Origin of the sequence: Ensifer sp. 1H6 (genome assembly GCF_001976035.1) — a bacterium.
GTDB classification, from domain to species: Bacteria; Pseudomonadota; Alphaproteobacteria; order Rhizobiales; family Rhizobiaceae; genus Ensifer; species Ensifer canadensis.
In genome coordinates this window covers 1-18,280 of the sequence record NZ_MOAI01000022.1, presented here as the reverse complement: position 1 = coordinate 18,280, position 18,280 = coordinate 1, and the positions used below count along the sequence as shown (strand labels likewise).

Here is an 18,280-nt window from a genome sequence, read left to right as displayed (position 1 = left end):
GTCTCCGGACGATGCCTCGATAAGGAAACGAGACCATGACGACCAAACTTTCTCTTGCCGCGCTCGACGCAGTGAAGGCCAAGGCCGGCGTGCCGAGCTACGATCGCGCCGATCTGAAAGCCGGTATCGTGCATTTCGGTGTCGGCAATTTTCACCGTGCCCATCAGGCCGTCTATCTCGACGATCTCTTCAATGCCGGGCACGACCATGACTGGGCGATCGTCGGTGCCGGGGTCCTTCCCTCCGATGAACAAATGCGGGCAAAGCTCGCGGCGCAGGATTTCCTGACGACGGTGGTCGAGCAGGACAACAACCGCACCGGCGCGCATGTGACTGGCGCGATGATCGACTATCTCAGGCCCGGCGACGTCGCTGGCATCGTCGCCAGGCTTGCAGACCCGGCGATCCGCATTGTTTCGCTGACGATCACCGAGGGCGGCTATTTCATCGATCCAGCCTCCGGCGTTTTTAATCCGACCCACCCGGCCATCGTTGACGATGCGCAAAATCCCGCCGCGCCGAAGACGGTCTTCGGTTTGATCGTTGCCGGTCTGAAGGCACGCCGCGACGGACAAATTCCGCCGTTCACGGTGATGTCATGCGACAACATTCCGGGCAATGGCGAGGTGACCCACGCTGCGGTTTCAGGCCTTGCCCGGCTGTTCGATCCTGATTTCGCCGACTGGATCGACGCCAATATCGCCTTTCCGAACGGCATGGTGGACCGCATAACGCCGGCCACGGGCGCACGCGAAATCGGCATCGTCGCAACCGATTACGAGATCGAGGATGGCTGGCCGGTGTTTTGCGAAGAGTTCAAGCAATGGGTGCTGGAGGATCATTTTCCGCAGGGACGCCCGGCGCTCGAAAAGGTCGGCGTGCAGTTCGTGCCCGATGTTGCGCCCTATGAGCACATGAAGATCCGCATCCTCAACGGCGGCCACGCGGCAATCGCCTATCCCGCAGCCCTGCTCGACATTCATTTCGTCCACGAGGCGATGGAGGAGCCGCTGATCCGTGATTTTCTCGCCAAGCTTGAGCATGACGAGATCATTCCGGTCATTCCGCCGGTGCCGAACACCGATCTCGGCGATTATTACAAGCTGATCGAGATGCGCTTTTCCAACCCGAAGATCGGCGACACGATCCCGCGGCTTGCACAGGACGGCTCCAACCGGCAGCCGAAATTCATCCTGCCCTCGACGGCCGACCGGCTGGCGCGGGGCGAAGACGTCGTCGGCCTGGCGCTGGTGTCAGCGCTCTGGTGCCGCTACTTCGACGGCACGACCGATAGCGGCAAGCAGATTGTCTTCAACGACCAGAACGCCGAACGGCTTCAGGCGGCAGCCCGTGCCGCAAGGCAGGATCCGACGGCTTTTCTGGCGCTGTCGGACATTTTCGGCGAGGTCGCCCAATCCGATCTCTTCCGCAAGCGCTTCACCCACGCATTGAAAACCCTCTGGGAAAAAGGTACGCGCGCTACGCTCCAGCTTTATCTGGACGGCAAGCTTACTGCATAATTCCTTAGAACGGGGCCCGATTTAAGGATGAAATTACGCAGCAATTCAAAGAGTTACAGCGACGTTGGCGCGTCTTAAAAGATGCGCGGCGCTGTAAGGGGTAGGGTGTTATGGCCGACGGCGCGTCCAGGTTGGTGATCTTCGATTGCGACGGCGTGCTGGTTGACAGCGAGCCGATCTCGCTCGAAGTCCTGGTCGACGTGCTGGCGGCGGCAGGCGTGTCGATGACCACGGAGGAGGCGACCGAACGGTTTCTCGGGCGCAGCCTGAAAAGCATGTCTGCCATACTTCACGACGAATATGGCCTGGCGACAGACGACGCCTTTCTCGAAGAAATGCGCACGCGGCTCTATCAGCGTTTCCGTACGGAGTTGCAGCCGATCGCCGGTATTCGCCGGGCGGTCGAAGACCTTGGCGTCGCCTGTTGCGTCGCCTCGTCCAGCCAGCCGGAACGCATCCGGCTGTCGCTGACCGTCACCGGTCTGATCGATCTTTTCGAGCCGAACATCTTCTCTGCAACGATGGTCAAACATGGCAAACCGGCGCCCGACCTGTTTCTGCTGGCGAGCCGGGAGATGGGCTATGCACCCAAGGATTGTATCGTCGTCGAAGACAGTCCGGCCGGCATCGAAGCCGCGCACGCCGCTGGCATGCGGGCCTTTGCCTTCGCCGGTGGCGGACATGCGCGCAGCGACCGTCATCGACAGACACTCGCCAAGCTCGACCCCGACGTGCTGTTTGACGACATGGGCGAATTGTTACAGTTTGTCCGCCAATAGTGCATAATTCCTCAAGTCGAAATCGATTTGATGGGAAAATTATGCGGCAGTTTCAAGATGTTGCAGCGTGCTGTAACGGGGACGGGGATCTCCATTGATGCGTGAATTCGTCGTTGCGGTCGATGTCGGTACCGGCAGTGCCCGTGCCGGAATTTTCGACCGGAATGGCAGGCTTCTGGCGCGTGCCGACCTGCCGATCGCCATGAACCGGCCGGAAGAAAATCATGCCGAACACGATTCGGAAGATATCTGGAGAGCTGTCTGCGGCTCGGTGAAAGCTGCCAGAGACAAGGCCGGCATCGCGCCGGAGAGCATTGCCGCCATCGGTTTCGATGCAACGTGTTCGCTCGTGGTGCGCGACCGGAGCGGCGCGCCGCTTTCCGTCAACCGAAAGGGCGAGGCGCGCTGGGACACAATCGTCTGGCTCGATCATCGGGCGCTGACGGAGGCCGATTTCTGTACCGCCACCGGACACCCGGTCCTCGATTTCTCCGGCCGCGTCATGTCGCCGGAGATGGAAATGCCGAAGCTGATGTGGCTGAAGCGGAATCTGCCTAGCCAATGGGAGAAGGCAGGCTTTTTCTTCGATCTCGCCGACTATCTCTCCTGGCGGGCGACCGGCAGTGCGGCGCGCTCGCGCTGCACCTTGACGGCGAAATGGAACTATCTCGCCCATGAACAGCGCGGTTGGCAGGCGGACTATCTCGCGCGGATCGGCCTCGAGGATCTGCTTGCGCGGGGCGGATTGCCGGAGGAAACGCAGCCGGTCGGAAGCTCGGTCGGGGGCTTGTCGGTGGAGGCTGCCGCCGAGCTCGGTCTTGATATCGGCTGCCAGGTGGCACCGGGTCTGATCGACGCCTATGCCGGGGCGCTCGGCGTGCTCGGCGGTTTTGCCGGCGAGCCGGAAAAGCTCGAGCGGCAACTGGCGCTGATCGCGGGCACCTCGAGCTGCATCGTTGCCTTCTCCAAGGATATGAAGCCCGGCTTCGGCATGTGGGGACCCTATTTCGAAGCGGTGCTGCCCGGCGCCTGGCTGATCGAAGGCGGCCAGTCGGCGACCGGCGCCCTGCTCGATCACATCGTGCGCATTCATGGCGGCGGCCTGGAGCCAACGACCGAGACCCACGGCCGGATCATCGCGCGCGTCCAGGAACTGCGCGTCCTGCACGGAACGCAGTTTGCCGAACGGCTGCATGTACTGCCGGATTTCCACGGCAACCGCTCACCGCTTGCCGATCCACACGGGCTCGGCGTCATCAGCGGCCTGCCGTTCGATTCGTCGTTCGATGCGCTGTGCCGGCTCTATTGGCGCACCTGCGTGGCGATCGCGCTCGGCATCCGCCATATCCTCGAGATGATGCGTGAGGTCGGCTACGAACTCGACACACTTCACGTCACCGGCGGCCACGTGCGCAATGCGCTTCTGATGGAGCTTTATTGCGACGTCACGGGTTGCCGGGTCGTAGCACCCGATGCGCCTGACGCCGTTCTTCTCGGAACGGCGATGGCGGCAGCCGTTGCCGGTCAGGTTCACGTCGATCTCGCCGTGGCCGGTGCGGCGATGGCGTCCGGCGGGCGCGAGCGGCGGCCGAACGACGCCATGCGTGACATCTACGATCGCGACTACCGCCGCTTCCTTGCGCTCTACCGCCATCGCGACGAACTGGACGCGCTGCAATAAAAAAATGATCGGCAAACGCGCAACTCCGGGAACCTTTGTTTGCGTCACGCATTTTATTTTCAGACCGGACGGTGGCGCGCATCGCCCCCAATGTGGCGCCGGAGGTAATCCGCCGGTTTACAACTCACACTCCCCCGGTGAGTTGAACAATGTCAGCCAGTGCCTTCCCTCGGCACTGGCTGTTTTGTTTCCAGCGCTTGCCATCAACGGGCATGCCAATCAGGACACCAGCGACGAAAGGCAAGGGCGGGCGACAGCAACAAGTGGACAAACAAAAGCCGGCGACCGAGGCCGCCGGCGATAGATGCTGTGTCGATGATCAGGCTGCGGCCTTCGTCGATTCGTTGAAGAACAGCGCCTGGCTGATCAGCGCCTTCACCATGTCAGGATTGAAAGGCTTCGTGACCAGGAAGGTCGGCTCAGGGCGTTCGCCGGTCAGCAGCCTCTCAGGGAAGGCGGTGATGAAGATCACCGGGATGGCGCTGGCCTTCAGGATATCGTTGACCGCATCGATACCGGAGCTGCCGTCGGCGAGCTGGATATCGGCAAGCACCATGCTCGGACGGGTCTTCTTATAGAGCGCGATTGCTTCGTCGCGGGTGCGGGCAATGCCGGTCACTCGGTGGCCAAGGCTCTCGACCATGTTTTCGATATCGATGGCGATCAGAGGCTCGTCCTCGATGATCATGATATCGGTTGCGACCTGTCGCGAGATTTCCTGCGAAGCGCGGTCGAGAAGGGAACCGATCTTGTCGTCGGTGACGGCAAGGATTTCGCTTGCTTCCTCGGGCCGGAAACCTTCGACCGAGACGAGAAGGAAAGCCTGGCGGGCAAGCGGCGAAACGTTTGCCAGATTGACCGAGGCGCGCTGCTCCCAGGCAAAGGGCGAAACCGGCTCGGGAACCAGCACCGACGAGGAGCCGAAGAGCGACGTGTAGAGGCGGAACAGCGCGACCCGGTCATTGCTGGCCTCCGGGAAAATGGAGGTATCGGCAATCAGGGCTTCGAGTACCGCGGCCACATAGGCGTCGCCTGATGTCTGCGACCCGGTCAATGCGCGCGAGTAGCGGCGCAGATAGGGCAGCAGCGGCGCGATCCGTGTGGACAATGTCATGGAGTACTCCCTCGAGAATATAATCTTGCAGTGATGCTCCAAAACGTTTCACGCAAAAAAAAGTTCCGGGAGGGAACATTTCATTTTTCAGACGCGTTAAGGCGGTAATGAACACCACAAGGCGACAGATTGACAATGAAGTATAAAACAGGGGCGGGGCGCACTTCCGGTACGACCTCATGGTCCGAAGACCCAAACACGCAGATCGCGGCCAAGTTAAAGGCGCTCTATCAGTCCGTTCAGGAAGAAGCGATACCTTCGCGCTTTCTCGATCTTCTGGAAAAACTCGACGCAGCCGAGCGGCAGTCGGTTCTGCAGGGAAGGGAGTGAGCGCCAGAATGTCGTCTGAAAAGAATGAGTTCAAGCGAGAGATGCTCGCCGCCCTGCCGAGCCTTCGCGCCTTTGCCATGTCTCTCATAGGTCGTCATGACCGGGCCGACGATCTTGTTCAGGACACGATCATGAAAGCCTGGGCCAAGCAGGACCACTTCCAGATGGGCACGAACATGAAGGCCTGGCTGTTCACGATCCTGCGCAACGAGCTCTACAGCCAGATGCGCAAGCGCGGACGCGAGGTGCAGGACAGCGACGGCCATTTCACCGAATCGCTTGCCCATCATCCGGAACAATATGGTTCGCTCGACCTGCAGGATTTCCGCCGGGCCCTCGAGACGCTGCCCCCGGACCAGCGCGAGGCGATCATCCTCGTCGGCGCGTCGGGTTTTTCCTATGAGGAAGCGGCGACGATCTGCGGCTGCGCCCTGGGCACGATCAAGAGCCGGGTGAACCGCGCCCGCCAGCGCCTTCAGGATATCCTCAAGGTGCAGGGCGAAAACGACTACGGTCCGGACGAAACGTCCGCTCCCATTACCTCACGGGCATTCGTTTCCTGATCCGACAGCTCTTTTTGGCCGCCAGAGCGTTGCAAATCGAGAGCAGCCCTGCTTTCACTGGCGGCCTGAACGTCTCCGCAGAAGAGCGCCGTGTGTCAATGGCAATCGGCGCCGGCTGACGGGTGCGGCAGTTTGGAGTTGAGGCCGGATGCGCGAAAAAAGAGAAGAAAAGACCGCCCCGCCGGAGACATCGCTGCTCGACGCGCCCGAGCGGTTGAGCGTGCTGCATGCGACGGTGCCGGACATGGCGGTACCCGATGCGGATTTCGACGGCATTGCCGAGATCGCTGTCCGCCTCTTCGATGCGCCGATCGCGCTCGTCAGCCTGCTTGACCGCGAGTGGCAATGGTTCAAGGCGGCGGTCGGTACCACGGAGACGCGGGCGTCATCGGAGGATTCGTTCTGCGTGCACGCGGCAGCCGATGCGGGAGGCAACGGCCTAGTTGTACTCGACGCCTCAGTCGATCTGCGTTTTCGCAATCGGCCGCTGGTCGCCGGCGCGCCATTCCTGCGCTTTTACGCCGGCGCGCCGATCGTTCTCGATGGCCAGCCGGTCGGCACGGTCTGCGTGCTCGACGTTGCCGCGCGCAGCGAGGTCGCACCGCATCTGATGGAGCAGCTGCGCCGGCTTGCCGATCTTGCCGCCTCGCTTCTCAAGCTCAAGGACGAGGCGCGACGGCGCGCCATCAAGGAGGCAGCGCTCTCCCGCGAGGAACAGCGCCACGCGATGGCGCTTGAGGCGGCCAATATCGGCAGCTGGCTCTGGAACGTTCGCTCCGGCGTGATCGTCGGCAACAGCGCCTTTATGCGCATGTTCGGCTTGCCGGCCGATCGGTCGTTCGGCGCCAGGGAAGTGTTCGGCGCCATCCATGCCGATGACCGCGGCGCAACCTTCGCCAAGCTTCGCCAGGCGATGAAGGCGGACGAGGAATATGACGGGATGTTCCGGGTCGGAAACACCGGCCGTTGGCTGCTCGGCCGCGGGCGGGTGCACGATCGGGATGCCAAGGGAAATCCGCTGACCTTCATCGGTGTCACCATCGATGTCACCGACCAGCAGGCATCGGTGCAGCGAACGCGGCTGTTGCTCAAGGAACTCAACCACCGGGTCAAGAATACCCTGGCGATGCTGCAGTCGCTCGCCCGCCAGACCCTGCGCCAGACCAGCGACCCGGCCGAATTCATGACCGCCTTTGCCGGACGACTGCAAGCGATCTCCGAGGCGCATGGACTTCTCTCGGACCATGAGTGGGGCACGATCCGGCTTGCGGACCTGATCTCCAAGCAATTGATGCCGCATGTCAGCGTCTATGCGGACCAGATCGAACTGCACAAGGACGAGGTGCTGCTCGGCCCCGACCAGGCCGTCGGCCTGGGGCTCGTGCTGCATGAACTTGCGACCAATGCGGTGAAATACGGCTCCCTTTCGGTGCCGACCGGCAAGGTGGTGCTGACGGCGCGCAACGTCGTCGAAGAAGGCGAAGCGGTATTGCACCTGACCTGGACGGAGGTCGGCGGACCGCCCGTGCGCGAACCGAAACGTCGAGGCTTTGGCTCCATCCTGATAGAGCGCAGCCTCGACAAGGTTCTCGGCAGTTCGGTGAAGGTCGAATATATGGCGGCCGGCGTGACCGCGCTGATCCGCTTGCCGCTTTAGGTTTCCCGTCGCTTCCTGCCGGTGCCGAACAAGGCGCCGATGGCAAGGGCCGTGCCCACGGCGAGCAGCGGCTGTTTGCGCAGGATGCTTGCTGCGGCCAGCATCGTCAGATTGGTTTGCATCATCGACCGACGGCGGCGCTCTTCGGCGAGCCGCCTATCCCGTCCTTGCAGGGCAATCATCACGATGATCAGGATCAAGGCCGTCAGGATGAGGGCTGCGGCTATCGACGCGGCGGCGACCACAGGCGAATAGGCGGCGCTGAGATAAAGCGCGATGGCGATCAGTGCGAAGATGTAGGCGGTGACAAGCAGCACGGCGACGACGGCGCACAAGGCGGCGTTGCGCTTGAAACGTGATGCGGTGGCGCCGATGTCGGCAGCCAGCAAGGCGGACAGAGCGGCCCCGAGTGGTCCCATGCGCATTTACTCCTGGTAACACGTCAAAACGGGTGGGATGCGTCTGGCGATCCCACCCCGTTCCAAGATCTGCATCGAACCTAGCGCCGCAGCAGTGCGGCGGCGATCAGACCGATGAGGGCTGCCGTGCCAAGCGTTGCGAACGGGTGCTCGCGTACCGCATGGCGAAGCTGCTTTTCCGTGCCGGCATAGCGGTCGCGCAGATCGCCGAGCAGTTCCTCGCCGCTTGCGAGCAAATCCTGAAGGCCGGCTTCCGCGTGCTCGCGGGCATCGTGCGCCTTGCTACGCGCCTGTTTCGAAGCGTCGGCACCGCGATCGGCAAGCAGGGCAACGAGCGCCGCCATGTCGCTACGCAGTTCGCTGAGCTGGTCTTCGATGGAAATGTCAGCGAGCGCGCCGTTGCGCTTGCTCGACCGTGAACTTGAACCTGAGAAGAGGCCTGAAGCCATGATTGGTCTCCCTTTCGCTGCAACGCCGGCCAAGGACGACCGGCGTGATCCGTTGGCACCGACATGGCAAGCGCATTGCCACGACCGGTACTTCGGGGAGAACAACGCACGAGTGCGCAAATTGTTTCGATAAATCTTGAAGTTGGCGCGATTTGCCGGCTAGAGCGTCGCCGTCTGCGGCAACACGAAGGGCACGTCGGCTGCCGGCATGGCGCTGACCTGCATGCGGCAGCCGAACACCACCTCCATCGTCTCGTCGGTCAACACCTCTCGCGGCGCGCCGCCTGCGCGGATCTTCCCGGCCTTCATCATGATCATCCGGTCGGCGAACATCGCCGTCAGGTTGAGATCGTGCATGACGGCGATGACGCCACCGCCGCGCTCGCAGAACCGGCGCGCCAGTTGCATGATGGTCAACTGGTGGCGGATATCGAGGCTCGAGACCGGTTCGTCGAGCAGCAGATAGCGCGGTTCGCCATCGCCGACCGGGTTGGAAATCTGGCAGAGGACGCGCGCCAGCTGCACGCGCTGCTGTTCGCCGCCCGAAAGCTCCTGATAGAAGCGCCCGGCAAAGCCGCCGAGATCGACGGCCTCGAGCGCTTCGGCGGCAATGCGGTCATTGGCCCTGGCATCTGATGTCGCGCCTGCGGTCAGGCCGAGCCGCACCACTTCGCGGACCGTGAAGGGAAACGAGATCACCGTCGATTGTGGAAGCACCCCGCGTTTCAGCGCGAGCTCCCAGGGTTTCAGGCCCTTGAGATTGCGGCCATTGATGCTGACTGATCCGCTTTCCGGCGGCAACTCGCCGGAGATCGCCTTCAACGTCGTTGTCTTGCCGCAGCCGTTCGGCCCGACGATCGCGGTCAGCGCGCCCGGCTCTGCCTCAAGCGAGATGCCGTGGATGACCTGGCGGCCGCCAAGCCGGACGGAGAGGTTGGATACCTTGATCATGGTTTCGGCTCACAGTCCCATGGTCGTGCGACCGCGCAGCAGGATCCAGAGGAAGAACGGCGCGCCTATGAAGGCGGTGACGATACCGATCGGCAACTCTGCAGGCGAGGCAATGGTGCGGGCGATCATGTCGGCCAGGATCAGCAATGTTCCGCCGAGAAGCGCCGATGCCGGCACGAGATAGCGGTGATCCGGGCCGATGACGAGGCGCAGCAGATGCGGTACGACGATGCCGACGAAGCCGATGCCACCGCTGACGGCAACGGACGCACCGGTTGCTGCGGCGACGCTGACGATGGCGATGTTCTTCATGCGCTGCACCGGAATGCCCATGTGGAACGCGGCTGCTTCGCCGAGCGTGATGGCGTTGAGGCCGCGCGCCAGAAAGGGCGTGACCGCGAGCGACAACAGGATGATCGGCGCGGCCGCGGCGATCTTCGTCCAGCTGGCGCCGGCAAGCGAGCCGAGACCCCAGAAAGTGACGTCGCGCAGTTGCTTGTCGTCGGCGATGAAGATCAGCACGCCGGTGAAGGCGCCGGTGAGCGCGCCAAGCGCAATGCCGGCGAGAAGCAGGGTGGCAATCGAGGTTTGGCCGCCGCGGGTGGCGATCCGGTAGAGCAGAAGCGTGGTGACAAGGCCGCCGATGAAGGCTGCGACCGGGAGCGCATAAAAACCGAACAGCGCAAACAGCGGGCCGAACACGGCCGAGCCGAGCACGATCAGCAGAACGGCGCCGAGGCTTGCACCGGAGGAGACGCCGACAAGGCCGGGATCGGCCAGCGGGTTGCGGAATAGCCCCTGCATGACAACGCCGGAGACAGCAAGCGATGCGCCGACGAGCATTCCGAGCACCGCTCGTGGCAACCTGATGTCGAGAATGATGATGCGGTCGCGAACGCTCAGGACCTGATCCGCATCGCTCGCGCCGAGCAGCCAGCGCACGACGTTGGACAGCGAAGCGTCGGCGGCACCGGTCATGATCGAGCCGATGAAGGTGGCTGCCGCGAAGATGACGAGTAGAACAATGACGACGCGGGCCAGCCGCGCACGATTGCCCGACCGCCATTCGGCCCGGATATCGGCGGCGAGGGCGGTCACGCGCCTGCCGAGGTCCAAAGCCTCACTGCGAGGCATTGGCCTTCTTTCCGTAGATTGCGGCGTTGAGTTCGCGAATGGCGCTTGCGGTGCGCGGGCCGAATCCGAGCAGGTGCAGGCCGTCCATGCGGATCAGCGTCTTGGTCTTGGCGGCAGGCGTCAGGCTCAGCGAAGGCAGGGCGAAGAGTTCGTCCGCCTTGGCGCTGTGTTCACCGCCGCGGTCCATCATCAGGATGACGTCGGGCTTGGCTTCAATGATCGCCTCGTCGGTCAGGGCCTTGTAGCCCGGGAATTTTCCGGCGGCGTTGATCGCGCCGGAAAGCTCGATGATGCCGTTGGCAGCCGTGCCGGTGCCCGACGCCATGATCTTGCCGCCCTGGGTGCTGAGCACGAAAAGAACGCGCTTGCGCTCGCCTTCCGGGCGCTTGGCACCACCGGCAACCGCTGCAGCAAGGTCGGCTTCCACCGACTTTGCGAGCGCATCGGCCTTGTCGGGCACATTGAGGAAGGTGCCGACCGAGCGGATCTTTGCCGGGATGCTGTCCTTGTCGAAGGTTTCCGGCACGCTGGTGAAGGCGATGTTGGCATCCTTCAGGATGGCGAGCGCCTCCGGCGGGCCGCTGCCTTCGACGGCGACGATCGCGGTCGGATTGACCGCGATGATGCCTTCCGGGGCGAGCGCGCGCATGTAGCCGACATCAGGCAGCTTGGTTGCAGCTTCCGGATAGGTGCTGGTCGAATCGCGGCCGACCAGCCGGCCTTCCTCGCCGAGTGCGTAGATGATCTCGGTAACCGCACCGCCAACCGAAACGACGCGCGAGACGTCCGGCTGCTCAATGCTCTGTGCCATCGCCGGGCGGATGAACGACGGCGCCCCTGGCGCCACGGCGGGCAACAGGAAGGGAGCCGAAACCGCAAACGCGGCCAGAGCCAGCTCCCAGAGGCGAAGGCGGCGGAAGTCGAGACCGTTGATCATCACGCTGTCCTTAAGCTGCGACGGTGGTGTCAAGGCGTGCGAGGCCCTCGGCGATATCGCGCCACTCGGGACGCTCGGCAAAACCTTCCTTACGCTTGCCGAAGAACTGGATGATCATCTCGCCCTTGGCGTCGAGCGCCTCGATCGAGGTGACGTGACCATCGGCAGTCGGCTTGCGCACGGCCCAAAGCTCGGCGATGTGATCGGTGCGCAGGTGAAGATGGAAGGTCGGGTCCATGACGTTCAGCCACGGACCCATCGGGGCGATCTTGGCGATCGGGCCGGAATGGATCTGGATCACGCCGCGATTGCCGACGAAGCACATGATCGGCAGTTCGATCTCGGCGCTGGCACGCATCATCGTTTCGATGCTCGACGGGTCGAGACGCCAGGCGAAGTCGTCGCCGATATGCTGCAGCGCCTGGCGGCGGCCGATCTTCAGCTTGCGCAGCAGGCCGTGGAATTGATGCGTGTCGGTCATCTTGGACCAGCGGTCGCGCAGCTCGGTGACGTCGACGACGTTCTCCTGCTTGTCATCGGCAGCCGGTGCGCTGGCGTCCGCAACGAAGGTCTGCGACTGGTCGTCGAGACGGAAGTCTTCAACGATCTTGTCGTAGGCGGCGACATTTGACGCCGGGCGCAGGTGCAGCTTGTGCACCGCATTGCCCCATTTGTCGAAGAACTGCAGGCTCTTGCGGGCTTCGCCGCTGTCATCGGTCTTGGTTACGGCAAAGGCATGCGCCCAGGCGCTCGGGAAGACGCGCAGGTCGATCTGCTCGCCAAGCACGATGCTGGCCATCTCGCCGGTTGTGATCTTTTCGTAGACGCCGATCTTTTCGTGAACTGCGCTTTCGTTGCGGGTCAAAGCCATGACCTCACCCAGTTCCTCGGCGCGCAGCAGGAAGCGGTTGGCATCCGCGTCGATGCGCACGGCGGTCAAGCCACATTCGGCCGCCACGAGGGCTGCTTCCGAAACTCCGAGCTGGGCCGCGATGTCGCGCTCGCGCATTTTCGGGTTCTCAGCGCGGTAGGCACGGATTTCGGACGGGGTGGGACGGAGGCTCTCGGTCATTGTTATTTGCCTATTTGTTCAGGATCAGTTTGCCTTGGCGGGTGATCTTCATGCGGTAGATCGCCCCGTCGTGGGAAATGAGGATCTCGCTTTCGCCGCGAAAGAGGTCGCGGCTCTCGACGATCCGCTGGGCCCGCTGCGCGGAGGCTACAGGTTGTGAAAATCGCGCATAATCGGTGTCGTCGGCTGCCACGGTTCGGTCGTCTCTAGATGGCGGGAGGCGGTGTTTTTCCCGCATTTCCTGCCGTGCAATTCGTTTACTATCTTGACTTCATTACTCATATTTCTTTATGGACGCAATACCGGATCGCCACACTCAAGTTAAGATGTCCGCGCTTGTGGATAGATGGCGACGACTTCAACGCTCCCAGGGTTCGGAGCGCCGATCGTGAGTGGTATTAGAATGATGCACCTTTCCCGTATGGTTGTTCCCGTGGCATTCGCGTTTGTTCTTGCGGCAGGCGGTGCAGTCGCCCAGGAGGCGTCGTCCGCTGGCGCGCTCAACATCGAACTCAACGAGGTCACGCCGTCGCAGAAGGGCTGCAAGCTCACCTTCGTCGCCGGCAACGCCTTCGTGCAGAATTTGAGCAAGGTTTCCTTTGAGTTCGTGATCTTCGACCAGAAGGGTCTGGTCGAGCGCATGGCGGTGCTCGACTTCCGCGATCTGCCTGCTGGCAAGACCAAGGTTCGGCAGTTCGATCTTCCCGGCACGAATTGCGAAGCGGTGAAGAGCCTGCTGATCAATGACGCGCCCGCCTGCGTCGGCGATGGTGTAGAGGGCGATGCCTGCATGAAGGGCCTCAAGACCGGTTCGAAGTCGCCGGTCGAACTCAAGGGCTGAGGTTGATTTTTCGCATTGAGTACTGCGTTTGCGTCGCGGCTCGCGGCGAAGGTTAGGCCAAGATGAAGCATACCGTGAAATGGATCGGCGCAATTGCCTTCTCGCTCGTGGCGCATACCAGCGTTGCCATGTACCTTGCCTCCTCTACGCCGGAACAGCCGCAAGACCTGATCGCCGGCGGTGCCGAGGTCGAAGTTGCGATCCTCGGTGATGCCTTCGAAGAAACCTTGCAGTCCGGCGATCCGACGGAAGTCGTCGAGCCGACCGAAGACGTTCCCGACGAAGTCAAGCCCGAGGAGATTACCCCGGTCGAAGACGTCACGTCGACCACGCAGGAGATCACGGCGGAGCAACCGCATGATTTGATCGCCACGGAAGCCGATGTCATCCTGCCTGCCGAGCAGGTTCCCACCCTGCAGGTCGCCGAGGCTGTGGTTACTGCCAGCGTCGCGCCGATCGAGACGGTCGTGCCCGAGGAAAAGCCGGAGATCCAGGAGCCGAAGAAGGAGAAGGTTGAAAAGCCTGAACCCAAGAAGGATCCCGTCAGGAAAAAGAAAGTCACCCGCAAGAAAACGGGCGACAAGGGGGAACAGGCACAGAGCCAGGTCAAGGGTAAGCTGGATGGGGACGTAAACGGCAATTCTGCGGCGGCAACCGGCAAGAACCGCTCTACCGCGGTCGGCAACGCCGATATGTCGAACTACAATGGCAAAGTTCGCGCGAAGATAAACCGGCGATACAAGCTTCCATCCGAAGCGCGCCGACAGGGGCTGTCGGGCACGACGACGGTGAGTTTTACGGTGTTGGCGGACGGCGGTGTTTCCCGCGTCAGCGTTGCCGGGAGTTCAGGCTCACTCGTTCTGGACACGGCTGCTCTTGATGCCGTGCGCCGTGCGGCTCCATTTCCTGCCATTCCAGAGGGGGCCGGAAAAAGTGCAATACCGTTCACTTTGCCTATTCAGGCAAGTGTTCGCTAGGCGACTGCCGCCGGCCACGGTGTGATCCGCGGCAGAAGCCGAAGCCCTTCAAAACTGATGGGAAAAATATGATTATAAAACTCATGTTTATACTTTACTCTGATAATCAAGTTTAATAAGTTGCCGCCGTGACGCAACCGAACGGTGTGTGTCGATCCCGGTGCGATCGGTTGCCATGAGGGCCGTCGACGCAGCAAAGAGGCGGAGAAGATTGCATGCGCGGCAAGCGTCACCATAATGCGGCCAAGAACGGCAAGGGTCGTTCCGGTTCCGAACGGGTCGAGGTCTGCGAAGAGGCCGCCAAGGCGACACTCGAAGGCCGCAGTTTCCTCTATGTCGGCGGACGCGATTGCCAGGTTGCGCATCTGCGCGAGATTGTCAGCTCCTTCGGTGCCGAGCTGCTTCACCACGATGGCGGCCTGCGCGAGGCGGTATCGCGCATCGACCGTGTCCTTCCTTCCGTCGACTGTGTTTTCTGCCCGATCGATTGCATCAGCCACGATGCGTGTCTTCGCGTGAAGACCGGCTGCAAGAAGTGGGGCAAGGCTTTCGTGCCGTTGCGCAACGGCTCGAAGTCGAGCCTTGAGCGGGCGCTGCAGGACCTGACCAACAGCCGCAACGACTTGGCATAGCCAAACATATGACGCGCGATGGAGGTGATTGACCTTCCGCGCGCATGGAGATTTTTTTCGAGATGAATGAAAACCGCCCGGACAAGTGCATGATGATCGGCCTGCACAAATTGGCAGCGCAGAATGGCGACGGGCTGGTGCCCGAACTCTACGAATTGCTGACGCGGCGTTCGCGCATGATCGAGGAAAACCCCAATGTCACCGAGTTCCCGTCTTGGGAAACGCGCCGGCCCGGCCGCGACCCTTTCGGGCTTGCGGAGCCGCAGGAGGGCACTATTCTGGCCTTCCCGAGAGCCGCGAACGACGCGGCTCGCAAGAAAGACAGCGCATAGGAGGCAGGCCATGTTCTTCGCAATGAACCGTTTTCGTATCGCCATTGGCCAGGAAGAGGCTTTCGAAGCCGTCTGGAAGAGCCGCGATTCAAGCCTTGCGGACATGCCGGGTTTTGTCTCGTTTCATCTTCTGAGGGGCGAAAACGTGCCGGACGAGGGCTATACGCTCTTCGTCTCGAACTCGACCTGGAAGGACAAGGATGCCTTTTCCGCCTGGACGAAGTCGGAGAACTTCCGGGCCGCGCACAAGAATGCCGGCGAAAACCGCTCGATGTATCTCGGCCCGCCGAAGTTCGAAGGTTTTTCCGTCGTCGAAGGCGCCTGATCTCAAGAGCTTCAAACTGGCGCGTTGAGCGTCACGGCGCCTTTCGTGGAAGGAAGGCGCCGATTGAAACGGCAAGCCAGCCGGCCATGATCGTCGTGCCGCCGAGCGGTGCCGACATCGGAAACAGGCCCTGTCCGGTCACGTGACGCATGGCAAGGTCAGCGGAAAACAGCGCCGTGCCGAAAGCGATCAGCAAGGCTGCGACCGGAGCCGTGCGGAAGCTCGGCCAGGCCGCATAAAGCGCGACGAGCGCCGGCGCGTGCGCCAGGCACATGGCCGAGATCTCGGCGAGCAGCCTGGGGTCGGTGCCATGCGAGGCGGCTGCAGCACTGACCACCCCGGCAATCCCCATCAATCCCGCGACGAAGAGCGTCGTTGCGCGCAATCCACTGGTCGGCATTGTCAGGTCATTCCTTGTTCTGCATGTGCAAGGCGAGGCGGGTGATCGGATCGAGAATGATCTGCCGCAGTTTTGGGTGAGCCACCGTTTCTTCCAGTGCGCGGGTAAAGCAGAGCAGCCATTCGTCGCGCTCCTCCGGCCCAATCTCGGCAACGAAATGCCGGCGCCGCAGCATCGGATGGCCACGCTTTTCCACATAGATCGGCGGACCGCCAAGCCAACCGGTCAGATATTCGTAGAATTTTTCCTCGCTGCCGGAAAGGTCAGGTGGATGAACCGCGCGGCAGCGTGCCGCTTCGGGCAGCGTATCCATCAGTTCATAGAAACGACGGGTCAGCGCGCGCACCGTCGGGTCGCCGCCGATCGCTTCGTAGAGTGTCGTCGTTTCCGGTTCTGCCATTGCCGCTTCCTTCGTCCCCGAAGTCCTAGCCCGCCAAGGTCTTGTGGACAACGGCTTTCCAGTCTCGCCTTTGCGGCGTTTCCGCGCGGTTCGACACATCGATCTTGACAAACCGTCCAGACGGTATCTTTATGGAAGCATGACAGAAGCCCATCGCCGCAAGAAGCAGCCCGAGCAGGTCCGCCAGCAATTGCTGGAGGTCGCCGCACGCCTGTCGCACGAGCAGGGGGTGGCGGGCATCACGCTCGATGCGGTGTCGCAAGCGGCCGGCGTCAGCAAGGGCGGGCTGCTGCACCATTTCCCCAACAAGTCGGCGCTGCTCGATGGCTTGTTCGACGATCTCGTCGCGCGTTTCGATGCGGCGATCGAGGCGGCGATGGCTGGCGATCCGGAGGCGCAGGGACGCTTTACCCGCGCCTATGTCGATGTCTGCTCGAAGCTCGATCCCGACACCGACGTTTCGGGCTGGCGAATGCTGACGATCGCGCTGATTGCCGAGCCGAACCTGAAGATCCGCTGGCGCGAATGGGTCAACCGCCGGGCTCAGGAGTTTGCGGAAACCGACTCTTCACCCAACTGCGTGCTCGCCCGTTTTGCCGCCGACGGTCTCTGGCTCGCCGACCTGATGCAGAGCCATGAACTCGATGCCGCGGCGCGTGTTGCCCTGGCTGAAAATCTCAAAGCGCTTTCGACGCGATAGACCGGATGGAGACCCAGATGAACCCCGCTATGCTCTATTCCGTCCTGGTCGTTGCCATCGTCTTCGAGGTGCTTGGCACCTCGGCGATGCAGGCGGCACAGCATTTCACCCGGCTGTTGCCGACCGTGACGATGGTCGTTTGCTACGCTGTCGCCTTCTTCTTTCTGTCCTATACGCTGCGCTACATCCCGGTCGGCATCGCCTATGCGGTCTGGAGCGGTCTCGGCATCGTATTGATTTCGCTCGTCGGATACTTTGCCTTCGGCCAGAAGCTGGATCTTGCCGCCATGCTCGGGCTCGGGCTCATCATCGCCGGCGTCGTGGTCCTCAACGTCTTCTCGAAATCCACGTTCCATTGATGTCTGGCCACTGACGCCTAGAGGGCAAAAAGCTCTTGCAAAGGCGCCGGCGTGTCACTAGCCTTACAAATTGAAACCGCTTTCAATTTTAACAGCTGCGCATAAACGGGAATTTGCCGATGTCAATCAGAACAATCGTATGGGGCGAGAATATCCATGAGCAGACCAATGAGGTGGTCAGGAGCATCTATCCGAACGGGATGCACAACACCATCGCGGCGGCGCTGAACACGGACGTTTCGATCGAGGCAACGACGGCGACGCTGCAGGAACCGGAGCATGGCCTGAGCGAGGAGCGACTGGCGAAGACCGATGTGCTTCTGTGGTGGGGGCACAAGGACCACGGCGCCGTCAGCGACGAGGTCGTCGAGCGCGTTGCCAAGCGCGTCTGGGAAGGCATGGGCCTGATCGTCCTGCATTCCGGCCATTTCTCCAAGATCTTCAAGCGGCTGATGGGCACGCCCTGCGCATTGAAGTGGCGCGAGGCCGGCGAGCGTGAACGGCTCTGGGCGATCAATCCGCGTCATCCGATCGCCGAGGGCATCGGCGAGAACTTCGTGCTCGAGAACGAGGAGATGTACGGCGAGCAGTTCTCCGTGCCGGAACCGCTCGAAACCGTGTTCATCTCCTGGTTTGCCGGCGGCGAGGTGTTCCGTTCGGGTCTGACCTGGCGTCGGGGCGCCGGCAACATCTTCTATTTCCGCCCGG

24 protein-coding genes are annotated in these 18,280 nt (G+C 62.1%); 14 read left to right on the top strand and 10 right to left on the bottom strand.

All coding sequences use genetic code 11. The annotated features are described in order from the left end of the window. Positions 1-35 precede the first annotated feature (35 nt). The 3 genes from BKP54_RS23255 (at position 36) to BKP54_RS23245 (ending at position 3,980) form a co-directional block, all read left to right on the top strand. Positions 36-1,520 (top strand): mannitol dehydrogenase family protein, encoded by a 1,485-nt coding sequence (locus tag BKP54_RS23255; protein ID WP_025428101.1) that lies wholly within the window; start codon positions 36-38, stop codon positions 1,518-1,520. A gap of 110 nt (positions 1,521-1,630) precedes the next feature. Next, positions 1,631-2,299, top strand: a complete 669-nt coding sequence (locus BKP54_RS23250) for an HAD family hydrolase (RefSeq protein WP_025428100.1) — start codon at positions 1,631-1,633, stop codon at positions 2,297-2,299. A gap of 97 nt (positions 2,300-2,396) precedes the next feature. Then, positions 2,397-3,980, top strand: coding sequence for an FGGY-family carbohydrate kinase (locus BKP54_RS23245; RefSeq protein ID WP_057206516.1), 1,584 nt, complete (start codon positions 2,397-2,399; stop codon positions 3,978-3,980). Between the two features lie 319 nt (positions 3,981-4,299). Here BKP54_RS23245 and BKP54_RS23240 read toward each other — a convergent pair whose 3' ends face one another. Next, positions 4,300-5,094 carry a response regulator gene (locus BKP54_RS23240; protein WP_025428098.1) on the bottom strand — a complete coding sequence of 265 codons (795 nt, stop codon included), beginning with the start codon at positions 5,092-5,094 and terminating at the stop codon, positions 4,300-4,302. A 135-nt stretch (positions 5,095-5,229) separates the two neighbouring features. On the opposite strand from BKP54_RS23240, the gene BKP54_RS23235 reads away from it, so the two are divergent. From BKP54_RS23235 to BKP54_RS23225, 3 genes are all read left to right on the top strand, one after another. Beyond that, entirely contained in the window at positions 5,230-5,424 is a 195-nt protein-coding gene (locus tag BKP54_RS23235) for a NepR family anti-sigma factor (protein ID WP_025428097.1), read from the top strand. Positions 5,425-5,432: 8 nt separating this feature from the next. Continuing rightward, positions 5,433-5,987, top strand: a complete 555-nt coding sequence (locus BKP54_RS23230) for an RNA polymerase sigma factor (RefSeq protein ID WP_025428096.1) — start codon at positions 5,433-5,435, stop codon at positions 5,985-5,987. 148 nt (positions 5,988-6,135) lie between these two features. Next, positions 6,136-7,644 carry an HWE histidine kinase domain-containing protein gene (locus tag BKP54_RS23225; RefSeq protein ID WP_025428095.1) on the top strand — a complete coding sequence of 503 codons (1,509 nt, stop codon included), beginning with the start codon at positions 6,136-6,138 and terminating at the stop codon, positions 7,642-7,644. Here the strand turns inward: BKP54_RS23225 and BKP54_RS23220 are convergent. The 7 genes from BKP54_RS23220 to hemP all read right to left on the bottom strand — a co-directional run bounded on the left by BKP54_RS23220 (position 7,641) and on the right by hemP (position 12,799). Next, positions 7,641-8,063, bottom strand: coding sequence for a hypothetical protein (locus BKP54_RS23220; RefSeq protein WP_084815018.1), 423 nt, complete (start codon positions 8,061-8,063; stop codon positions 7,641-7,643). The genes BKP54_RS23225 and BKP54_RS23220 overlap by 4 nt on opposite strands. 80 nt (positions 8,064-8,143) lie before the next feature. Beyond that, on the bottom strand, positions 8,144-8,512 hold the full coding sequence (locus BKP54_RS23215; protein ID WP_025428093.1) for a DUF883 family protein: 369 nt from the start codon (positions 8,510-8,512) through the stop codon (positions 8,144-8,146). 159 nt (positions 8,513-8,671) lie between these two features. Beyond that, positions 8,672-9,463, bottom strand: a complete 792-nt coding sequence (locus BKP54_RS23210; RefSeq protein WP_025428092.1) for a heme ABC transporter ATP-binding protein — start codon at positions 9,461-9,463, stop codon at positions 8,672-8,674. A gap of 9 nt (positions 9,464-9,472) precedes the next feature. Next, positions 9,473-10,597: an iron ABC transporter permease gene (locus BKP54_RS23205; RefSeq protein ID WP_025428091.1), complete on the bottom strand. Its 1,125-nt coding sequence runs from the start codon at positions 10,595-10,597 to the stop codon at positions 9,473-9,475. Beyond that, on the bottom strand, positions 10,584-11,534 hold the full coding sequence (locus BKP54_RS23200) for a hemin ABC transporter substrate-binding protein (protein WP_025428090.1): 951 nt from the start codon (positions 11,532-11,534) through the stop codon (positions 10,584-10,586). Before BKP54_RS23200 ends, BKP54_RS23205 begins: the two co-directional genes overlap by 14 nt. A gap of 10 nt (positions 11,535-11,544) precedes the next feature. Then, entirely contained in the window at positions 11,545-12,606 is a 1,062-nt protein-coding gene (locus tag BKP54_RS23195) for a hemin-degrading factor (RefSeq protein WP_025428089.1), read from the bottom strand. Between the two features lie 10 nt (positions 12,607-12,616). Next, positions 12,617-12,799 (bottom strand): hemin uptake protein HemP, encoded by a 183-nt coding sequence (gene hemP / locus BKP54_RS37350; protein ID WP_025428088.1) that lies wholly within the window; start codon positions 12,797-12,799, stop codon positions 12,617-12,619. Positions 12,800-13,012: 213 nt separating this feature from the next. On the opposite strand from hemP, the gene BKP54_RS23185 reads away from it, so the two are divergent. The 5 genes from BKP54_RS23185 (at position 13,013) to BKP54_RS23165 (ending at position 15,713) form a co-directional block, all read left to right on the top strand. After that, complete coding sequence (locus tag BKP54_RS23185) at positions 13,013-13,447, top strand: hypothetical protein (RefSeq protein ID WP_107028056.1); 435 nt, start codon at positions 13,013-13,015, stop codon at positions 13,445-13,447. Between the two features lie 62 nt (positions 13,448-13,509). Beyond that, positions 13,510-14,424: an energy transducer TonB gene (locus tag BKP54_RS23180; protein ID WP_084815017.1), complete on the top strand. Its 915-nt coding sequence runs from the start codon at positions 13,510-13,512 to the stop codon at positions 14,422-14,424. A gap of 215 nt (positions 14,425-14,639) precedes the next feature. Then, positions 14,640-15,056 (top strand): DUF2325 domain-containing protein, encoded by a 417-nt coding sequence (locus tag BKP54_RS23175; protein WP_025428085.1) that lies wholly within the window; start codon positions 14,640-14,642, stop codon positions 15,054-15,056. A gap of 62 nt (positions 15,057-15,118) precedes the next feature. Beyond that, on the top strand, positions 15,119-15,388 hold the full coding sequence (locus BKP54_RS23170; protein ID WP_025428084.1) for a hypothetical protein: 270 nt from the start codon (positions 15,119-15,121) through the stop codon (positions 15,386-15,388). 10 nt (positions 15,389-15,398) lie between these two features. Further along, a complete protein-coding gene (locus BKP54_RS23165; RefSeq protein ID WP_025428083.1) occupies positions 15,399-15,713 on the top strand; it encodes an antibiotic biosynthesis monooxygenase in 315 nt (104 codons plus the stop codon). A gap of 31 nt (positions 15,714-15,744) precedes the next feature. On the opposite strand, the gene BKP54_RS23160 is transcribed toward BKP54_RS23165, so the two are convergent. Together BKP54_RS23160 and BKP54_RS23155 are read right to left on the bottom strand one after the other, a co-directional pair. Then, positions 15,745-16,113, bottom strand: a complete 369-nt coding sequence (locus BKP54_RS23160; protein ID WP_025428082.1) for a DUF423 domain-containing protein — start codon at positions 16,111-16,113, stop codon at positions 15,745-15,747. A gap of 7 nt (positions 16,114-16,120) precedes the next feature. Beyond that, complete coding sequence (locus BKP54_RS23155) at positions 16,121-16,513, bottom strand: group II truncated hemoglobin (RefSeq protein WP_057206508.1); 393 nt, start codon at positions 16,511-16,513, stop codon at positions 16,121-16,123. A gap of 139 nt (positions 16,514-16,652) precedes the next feature. Between BKP54_RS23155 and BKP54_RS23150 the strand changes: the two genes are divergently transcribed. The 3 genes from BKP54_RS23150 to BKP54_RS23140 form a co-directional block, all read left to right on the top strand. After that, positions 16,653-17,213, top strand: a complete 561-nt coding sequence (locus tag BKP54_RS23150; protein ID WP_084815016.1) for a TetR/AcrR family transcriptional regulator — start codon at positions 16,653-16,655, stop codon at positions 17,211-17,213. A 17-nt stretch (positions 17,214-17,230) separates the two neighbouring features. Beyond that, the gene (locus BKP54_RS23145; protein WP_025428080.1) at positions 17,231-17,572 is read left to right on the top strand and encodes an SMR family transporter; all 342 of its coding nucleotides are present in this window, start codon (positions 17,231-17,233) and stop codon (positions 17,570-17,572) included. 119 nt (positions 17,573-17,691) lie between these two features. Continuing rightward, positions 17,692-18,280 (top strand): ThuA domain-containing protein (locus tag BKP54_RS23140; protein WP_084815015.1); only part of this gene is annotated, 589 nt, incomplete at its 3' end.